At 32.9% G+C, this 7207-nt stretch carries 8 protein-coding genes; 4 read left to right on the top strand and 4 right to left on the bottom strand.

Features of this window, described 5'->3' with window-relative positions; all coding sequences use genetic code 11:
- Both C0512_RS14240 and C0512_RS14245 read right to left on the bottom strand, forming a co-directional pair.
- A partial coding sequence (locus C0512_RS14240) for a hypothetical protein (protein ID WP_290862719.1) occupies positions 1-949 on the bottom strand: 949 nt, incomplete at its 3' end.
- 74 nt (positions 950-1023) lie between these two features.
- Positions 1024-1530 carry a hypothetical protein gene (locus C0512_RS14245; protein ID WP_290862720.1) on the bottom strand — a complete coding sequence of 169 codons (507 nt, stop codon included), beginning with the start codon at positions 1528-1530 and terminating at the stop codon, positions 1024-1026.
- A gap of 106 nt (positions 1531-1636) precedes the next feature.
- Between C0512_RS14245 and C0512_RS14250 the strand changes: the two genes are divergently transcribed.
- From C0512_RS14250 to C0512_RS14260, 3 genes are read left to right on the top strand one after another with little or no spacing between them, the layout of a single operon-like run.
- The gene (locus C0512_RS14250) at positions 1637-2212 is read left to right on the top strand and encodes a DUF1543 domain-containing protein (RefSeq protein ID WP_290862722.1); all 576 of its coding nucleotides are present in this window, start codon (positions 1637-1639) and stop codon (positions 2210-2212) included.
- The gene (locus C0512_RS14255) at positions 2202-3113 is read left to right on the top strand and encodes an SMP-30/gluconolactonase/LRE family protein (RefSeq protein ID WP_290862724.1); all 912 of its coding nucleotides are present in this window, start codon (positions 2202-2204) and stop codon (positions 3111-3113) included. The genes C0512_RS14250 and C0512_RS14255 overlap by 11 nt, the downstream gene beginning before the upstream one ends.
- A gap of 15 nt (positions 3114-3128) precedes the next feature.
- Positions 3129-3275, top strand: a complete 147-nt coding sequence (locus C0512_RS14260; protein WP_290862726.1) for a hypothetical protein — start codon at positions 3129-3131, stop codon at positions 3273-3275.
- Between the two features lie 8 nt (positions 3276-3283).
- On the opposite strand, the gene C0512_RS14265 is transcribed toward C0512_RS14260, so the two are convergent.
- The gene (locus C0512_RS14265) at positions 3284-3778 is read right to left on the bottom strand and encodes a hypothetical protein (RefSeq protein WP_290862728.1); all 495 of its coding nucleotides are present in this window, start codon (positions 3776-3778) and stop codon (positions 3284-3286) included.
- A gap of 171 nt (positions 3779-3949) precedes the next feature.
- Between C0512_RS14265 and C0512_RS14270 the strand changes: the two genes are divergently transcribed.
- The gene (locus C0512_RS14270) at positions 3950-4822 is read left to right on the top strand and encodes an alpha/beta hydrolase (RefSeq protein ID WP_290862730.1); all 873 of its coding nucleotides are present in this window, start codon (positions 3950-3952) and stop codon (positions 4820-4822) included.
- 47 nt (positions 4823-4869) lie between these two features.
- Here C0512_RS14270 and C0512_RS14275 read toward each other — a convergent pair.
- A partial coding sequence (locus C0512_RS14275) for a methylmalonyl-CoA mutase family protein (protein WP_290862732.1) occupies positions 4870-7207 on the bottom strand: 2338 nt, incomplete at its 5' end.

A 7207-nucleotide genomic window follows, 5' to 3' on the forward strand; every position in this document is an offset into this window, starting at 1 on the left:
AATAAAATTGTACAAAATCTATATCATCTCCTCTTACGGGTATATGAAATGGATTATTAAGGACATTTAAATTTACTTTGGATACGGTACCATAAAAATCTAAAATTTGACCCTCATTAATTTCATGAATATTATTTTCAATGTTTATGGCATTTGTTGATATATTATTAGAAATAATTGGAGTAGGTACAACGGTAATTGTTACTTGATTACTTTGATTAGCTACGAAATTGGATCCAGTTGTACCTAGCCTTCTTAAATACGTTTTAGTTTCAAACAAAAAACCAGGATCATAAGAATTTACTTTATCAACAGCAAAATTAGTACTAGCATTTTGAAATGGTAAATCTCCTGGTACAACGTTAATCCATTTTTTATCAAATGTAGAGTCTGGATCAATATAAGAAGCTGTTATTAAACTTGGCTTATCTCCATATCTTATTGTTTGATTGCAGCAAATTGAATTAGACAATAAATTAGGTGAAGTATTAATTGATGAACCTCCAATTATGTCAATATTACCACTAAAAAAATTATTATTAGAAGAATTTCTATAAACCGCATACAAAATACCACCTGTATTATAAAATTGACTACGGCTTAAATCAATTTCAATGTTATACTCGCTTGTATAAATGGTTTCAGGAACGAAAGGTGGATTATTTTCAATGAAAGTTACCGCTCTAAAATCTCTTTGCACAAATGTATCAGATGTTAATACTTCTTTACTATATATGAAAAGATTTCCTAATATATTATTGGCATTCCCATTAGTCGTTGATAACTTAACTGTAAATTTTAAATTAACCGAACTAGCATTATTAAAATTAATTTGATTATTCGTTACAGCCATATTATTTACTCTAAAATCAATAATTGAAACAGAGACTTGGGAAAATAATTGAACACTAACAAGATAGAATGTCAAAAAATAGAAAAAATTTTTCATCAGATAAAGTTTTAAATTGTATGTAAATGTAAGTTTTTTTTTATAAAACTGAAAAAACTGAAAAAAAACTTAAATTATTTAAATTTCTTAACATCCGCTTCTGAAAGTCCTAACATTGACATCACTTGATCATAGTTGGTAAAATCCATTCTAAAGTTCGAACCATAGCCCGGAATGATGACCACTCTAAAAATTTGATTGGTGCGAACAGCAGGAGAAAGTCCGGCTAAATCAAATCCTTCCATATAAAAAAGGACATCTGAACGTGTAAAATCATAGTTATAAGCATGGCTTAATGTTCCGTCATTAAAAAAGATATATTCCGGACATAATTTCCAAACATCTTGTCCGCCATCCACATCGATTAATCGGTAAATTAAAATTTTATCCGCCGGTAAAATGGGTGGATTTAAGAAGATTTGAAACTCAAAATTATTTTGCGGGGTAAAGTTAACGTTGCCTACTTCGATAACTTCTGCTTCAACGGTAAAACCATCTCTTCCAGGAGGGCCTTCAGGGCCTTCGCAACTTTGTAATGCTATCATCCCGATAAACACTAAAATTAAGGTAATTTTTTTCATAATTAATTTTTTTAATGATTCATGATATTGTATGCTAACCAATACTTGTGCCAAAGTTATCTTTTTTGAACCATTTGCCCTAATTTATTTTTCTTACATTTGAAAGATGAAAGAAAATGAATCGCTTTTTATGGTTATGTTGGGATGTTCTCCAGCCGGAAGACTGACTGAACAGCATGATATTTTTTTTGGAATTGGCAAAAATTTAAAAGAATTAGTTCCTGATATGAAAACCTTTTGGCCGGAAGCAAAAGGCAAAATTCATATTGATGCTTGGCGTAAAGTATCTTTTGTCGACAGTTTCAAAATTGAAGTGGTTTCGCACGAAGAAAATTTACCCAATCTGGAAAAATTATTTTTCATCAACCTTGGGGGTTATAAAGAAAATGAGTTTGAAGAATATCATTACAAGGTAATAACTGTTGCGAAAAACAAAGCCGAAGCCATTAAAAAATCCAAACAGACCACCTTTTATAAACATTTTGGTTTTAAAGGAGCGACTTCACATATTGACGATAAATATGGAGTGGATGTGGATGATATTTATGAAATTGAGGATATTTTAAGTTCAAAATTTAAAGAAAAATTTAAACTTAAAATCACCAAAATTAATTCTACCGAAGAAGATACCTTAGAAGTAGGCTATTTAAAAATTGACAAATTACTGAAAAATGAACAATAAAATAACTAACCTATTTTCAAGGCTATACCTACTTCTATTTTCTGTTATAGGAACTGCACAAATTTCTGACGCTTCAACTATTGTTGCCAAAAATGCCACTTTAGAATTATTAGGTGATGGTTTTGTTTTCACCGAAGGTCCGGCTGTAGATAAAAAAGGAAATGTGTTTTTTACTGATCAACCCTATAACAAAATTATCCGTTGGGATGCTACAACTAAAAAAATGTCTGTTTTCTGTTCAGAATCCGGTCGTTCCAACGGAATGTATTTTGACAAGAAAGGCTATTTGATTACTTGTGCCGATATGGACAATCAACTATGGCAATTTGACAACGAAGGAAATCATAAAGTCATTTATGAAGATACCATGAATGCTCACAATGGTCCGAATGATTTGTGGATTGATGCGAAAAACGGCATTTATTTTACCGACCCTTTGTATGTTCGGAATTATTGGAAAAGAGATTCAATCAGTAAACGAAACGGAAAAAATATATATTATCTTTCCTCAGACAGAAAATCAATCATAACTGTCGATGATAACTTAGTTCAACCAAATGGCATTATTGGCACTCCTGATGGAAAAAAACTATATGTAGCAGATATTGGCAACAGTAAAACCTATGTTTATGATATTCAAAAAGATGCCACTTTAACAAATAGAAAATTATTCTGTGAAATGGGTTCCGATGGCATGACTGTTGACAACCAAGGAAACGTTTATTTAACAGGAAATGGCGTGCATGTTTTTGACAAAAACGGAAAGAAAATTGCATACATTACGGTACCTGAAAATTGGACAGCCAATGTGTGTTTTGGTGGTAAAAACCTAGATATTTTATTTATTACCGCAATGGATTCGGTTTACGGATTGCAAATGAATGTAAAAGGAGTTCGTTAATTTAAATTAATTATTATGGGAAGAAATAATCCAAAGAATATCAAAATTCACAATGATAAACTGCATAAAGAGCAAGCAAAAAAGAAAGAAAAAGAAATTAACCGAAAAGAAAAATTGAAAGCAATTATTAAAAAAAGCAATGAGGGAAATCAGCCATCGTGACTAATGTATCATTCCATTTCTCCTTCATAATACCCTGAAATAACAATCATTTCCTCTAAAGCAAAAGGATTGACTGCTTGAATATTTTGAAAATCCAATCGGTATTTTGTATTTGACAAAACCGTAACCTGAACGGTATAACCTGCTAAACTGTACGCTTTTGAACCTTTCACATACGAGCCTTGAGCAAATAAAACTTCCCCTATTACCCCTATTCCAAAATCATAAACTCCATTGGGTGCACTACTTGAAGTAAGTGGATAATTAACTGTAAAATTTATGGCTTCGTAATCAGAATTACCGATTGTACCTTTTGTTAAAGCAAAATTCATAGCTTCTTCGCCCGGCATACTTGCTGTTGCATTGGAAACAATTGCATTTGTTGGAGTGAATTCAACTCCGTCCACACGAATATCTGAATCAAATACGATTGATGAATCATCTGATGAATCACAAGCTGTGAAAAATGTAATTACAATGAATGAAAGAAAGAAATTTTTCATTTTCTATTTTTTTTTCAAAAATAACTATTTACAATCATTAAAAATCAGGTAGAAATAAAAAAAATCAGTTCTTGATTTAGACATTAATTATACAATATAATAAATTAATAATGTAACACTTTAATTAGGCGATACATGACCTTTACTTCTATTAATCTTAAGTTCATAAATATGCAAAATTCTGAATCAAATTTCAACAGAAAATTAGAACTAAATAATGTTTTGATAACCTATAATGATATTGGAATTGGAAAAACACCAATACTTTTTTTACATGGATTCCCATTCAATAAATCAATGTGGGATGAACAATTGAATTTTTTTAAAGAATCACATCGTTTAATTTCAATAGACATTAGAAGTTTTGGACAATCACAAGACAATCATATTGAAACAAGTATAGACTTATTCGCCAATGATTTAATTGAATTCATGAATGCTTTACAGTTAAAAAAAGTAATTATTTGTGGTCTTTCAATGGGCGGCTTCATCGCATTAAATGCAGTGAAAAAATATCCAAAACGCTTTTCAGCTTTAATTTTATGTGATACTCAATGTGCAGCAGATACTATCGAACAAAAAACAAAGCGTTTGGAGACCATTAAAGAAATTGAAATCAACGGAATTACAAATTTTACAACTACTTTCTTAAAAGCTGTATTTCACGAAGATTCAATTGTAAACAAAATCGGATTAGTTTCCAAAATTGAAGCTGATATACTTGCGAATGCTCCCGGAGTAATCATTAGTGGATTAAAAGCGTTGGCTTCTCGTGCTGAAACTTGCAGTAGTATGAACAAAATTGAAATTCCAACACTTATTATTTGCGGTAGAGAAGATCAGGTTACTCCTTTATCAGAATCAGAATTTATGCATATTAACATTAAGAATTCATCATTAAAAATCATTGAAAATGCCGGTCATTTATCGAATTTAGAACAACCGGAAGCTTTTAATGCTGAACTCTTGGAGTTTTTATTATCTGAACCAATTATATCGATTGCAAATACCGTGAAAGAACCCAACTCAAATATGTTTGTATAAAAAAGAGATGCTTTGAAACATCTCTTTTTTATTATTTATGCTAAAATTTACATATTCCTACGATACTGTCCTCCTACTTGAAACAATGCACTCGTAATTTGTCCTAATGAACAATATTTAGTGGCTTCCATCAAACGTTCAAAAAGATTTTGATTTTTGATAGCTGCTTCTTGTAAAGAATTCAATAATTCTGAAACCTTTTGTTCGTGTAATTGATGTAATGTTTCCAACGTATTAATTTGGAATTGCTTTTCTTCTTCAGTTGCACGAATGACCTCTCTTGGAACAACCGTTGGCGAACCTTTAGAACTTAAAAACGTATTGACTCCAATAATTGGAAAATCGCCGTTATGCTTCAACGTTTCATAATACAACGATTCTTCTTGAATTTTAGAACGTTGGTACATTGTTTCCATTGCACCTAAAACACCTCCACGCTCGGTGATGCGGTCGAATTCCTGTAAAACGGCATCTTCCACTAAATCAGTTAATTCTTCAATGATAAAGGATCCTTGAATTGGGTTTTCGTTTTTCGCTAAACCTAACTCTTTATTGATAATCAACTGGATGGCCATCGCTCGACGCACCGATTCTTCCGTTGGAGTAGTAATTGCTTCGTCATACGCATTGGTGTGCAACGAGTTACAGTTATCATAAATTGCATACAAAGCTTGAAGGGTGGTTCGGATGTCGTTAAAATCAATTTCCTGAGCATGTAATGAACGTCCTGATGTTTGAATATGGTATTTCAACATCTGAGCTCTTTCGTTGGCTCCGTATTTATTTTTTAAGGCTTTTGCCCAAATTTTTCTCGCCACACGACCAATCACGGCATATTCTGGATCAATTCCATTGGAGAAAAAGAAGGACAAATTCGGACCAAAATCATTGATATTCATCCCACGACTTAAATAATATTCCACGTAAGTGAAACCATTGGCCAACGTAAAAGCTAATTGCGTAATTGGGTTTGCTCCTGCTTCTGCAATATGATAGCCTGAAATCGATACAGAATAGAAGTTTCTAACATTCTTTTGAATGAAATATTCCTGCACATCTCCCATCAATCGAAGTGCAAATTCTGTTGAGAAAATACACGTATTTTGTGCTTGATCTTCTTTTAAAATATCGGCTTGAACGGTACCACGAACCTGAGCCATTGTTTTAATTTTAATGTCATTATAAACATTATCCGGTAACACTTGGTCTCCTGTAACACCTAACAACATTAATCCTAAACCATTATTTCCTTGCGGAAGTTCTCCGTTATAAGCGGGTTTTTCAAAACCTTTTTTCTTGAAGATTTCATTAATTTTTTCTTCAACTTCAACTTGTAAATTGTTCTCAATGATGTATTTTTCACAATTTTGGTCGATTGCAGCATTCATAAAAAAGCCTAACAACATTGGAGCCGGACCATTAATGGTCATACTCACAGAAGTCATTGGGTGACTCAAATCGAAACCGGAATATAATTTTTTAGCATCGTCTAAACAGCAAATGGAAACACCGGCATTACCAATTTTTCCGTAAATATCCGGACGCAAATCTGGGTCGTTTCCGTATAAAGTTACAGAATCGAAAGCTGTTGACAAACGTTTTGCGGGTAAACCTGCACTCACATAGTGAAAACGTTTGTTGGTTCGCTCCGGTCCGCCTTCCCCTGCAAACATTCGCGATGGATCTTCGCCTTCTCTTTTGAACGGATAAAGTCCGGAGGCAAACGGGAATTCGCCTGGTACATTTTCCTGTAAATTCCATTTTAAAATATCACCCCAGGCTTGGTATTTTGGCAAAGCAACTTTTGGTATTTGTGAATGCGAAAGTGATTCGGTATGGGTATCAATATTGATTATTTTATCACGAACTTTAAAACTGTAAACCGGATTTTTATATTTGTTTACTTTTTCGTCCCACGTTAAAATGATTTCCCAATTGAATGGGTCTAAGTTCATTTTTACACGATCGAATTCTTTGGTTAACAAACTTAAAAATTCTTTGGTATTGTCAGACTTAGCCTGCTGAAGTCTCTCTTCGTCCAATCCGAATTTGGTTAACCCTAATGAGTTGATATGACCAACCGATTCGATGGTTTTATAAATTCCGTATAATTTTTGAGCTACTTCTACTTGGGTAAGAACAGTCTCGTCATACTTGCGGTTATTTTCGGAAATTTCAGAAAGATAACGGGTTCTGTGTGGCGGAATGACGAAGATTTTCTCGCTCATTTCACGAGTGATTTCGAACGTAGATTGTAAATCAGCTTCTGTTTTTTCAACGATTTTGTCCATCACTTTTTTGTAAAGTGTGTTCATTCCCGGATCATTAAACTGCGAAGCAATCGTTCCGAAAACAGGAAGCGAATCCAAATCAGCATCCCAAAGG

The sequence above is a fragment of the Flavobacterium sp. genome (assembly GCF_013822155.1).
Classification (GTDB): domain Bacteria; phylum Bacteroidota; class Bacteroidia; order Flavobacteriales; family Flavobacteriaceae; genus Flavobacterium.

Coding starts and splice junctions, on each gene's coding strand:
- C0512_RS14245 (WP_290862720.1), bottom strand. CDS start 1,530: ATGAAAAAAATTACCTTAATTTTAGTGTTTATCGGGATGATAGCATTA.
- C0512_RS14250 (WP_290862722.1), top strand. CDS start 1,637: ATGAAAGAAAATGAATCGCTTTTTATGGTTATGTTGGGATGTTCTCCA.
- C0512_RS14255 (WP_290862724.1), top strand. CDS start 2,202: ATGAACAATAAAATAACTAACCTATTTTCAAGGCTATACCTACTTCTA.
- C0512_RS14260 (WP_290862726.1), top strand. CDS start 3,129: ATGGGAAGAAATAATCCAAAGAATATCAAAATTCACAATGATAAACTG.
- C0512_RS14265 (WP_290862728.1), bottom strand. CDS start 3,778: ATGAAAAATTTCTTTCTTTCATTCATTGTAATTACATTTTTCACAGCT.
- C0512_RS14270 (WP_290862730.1), top strand. CDS start 3,950: ATGCAAAATTCTGAATCAAATTTCAACAGAAAATTAGAACTAAATAAT.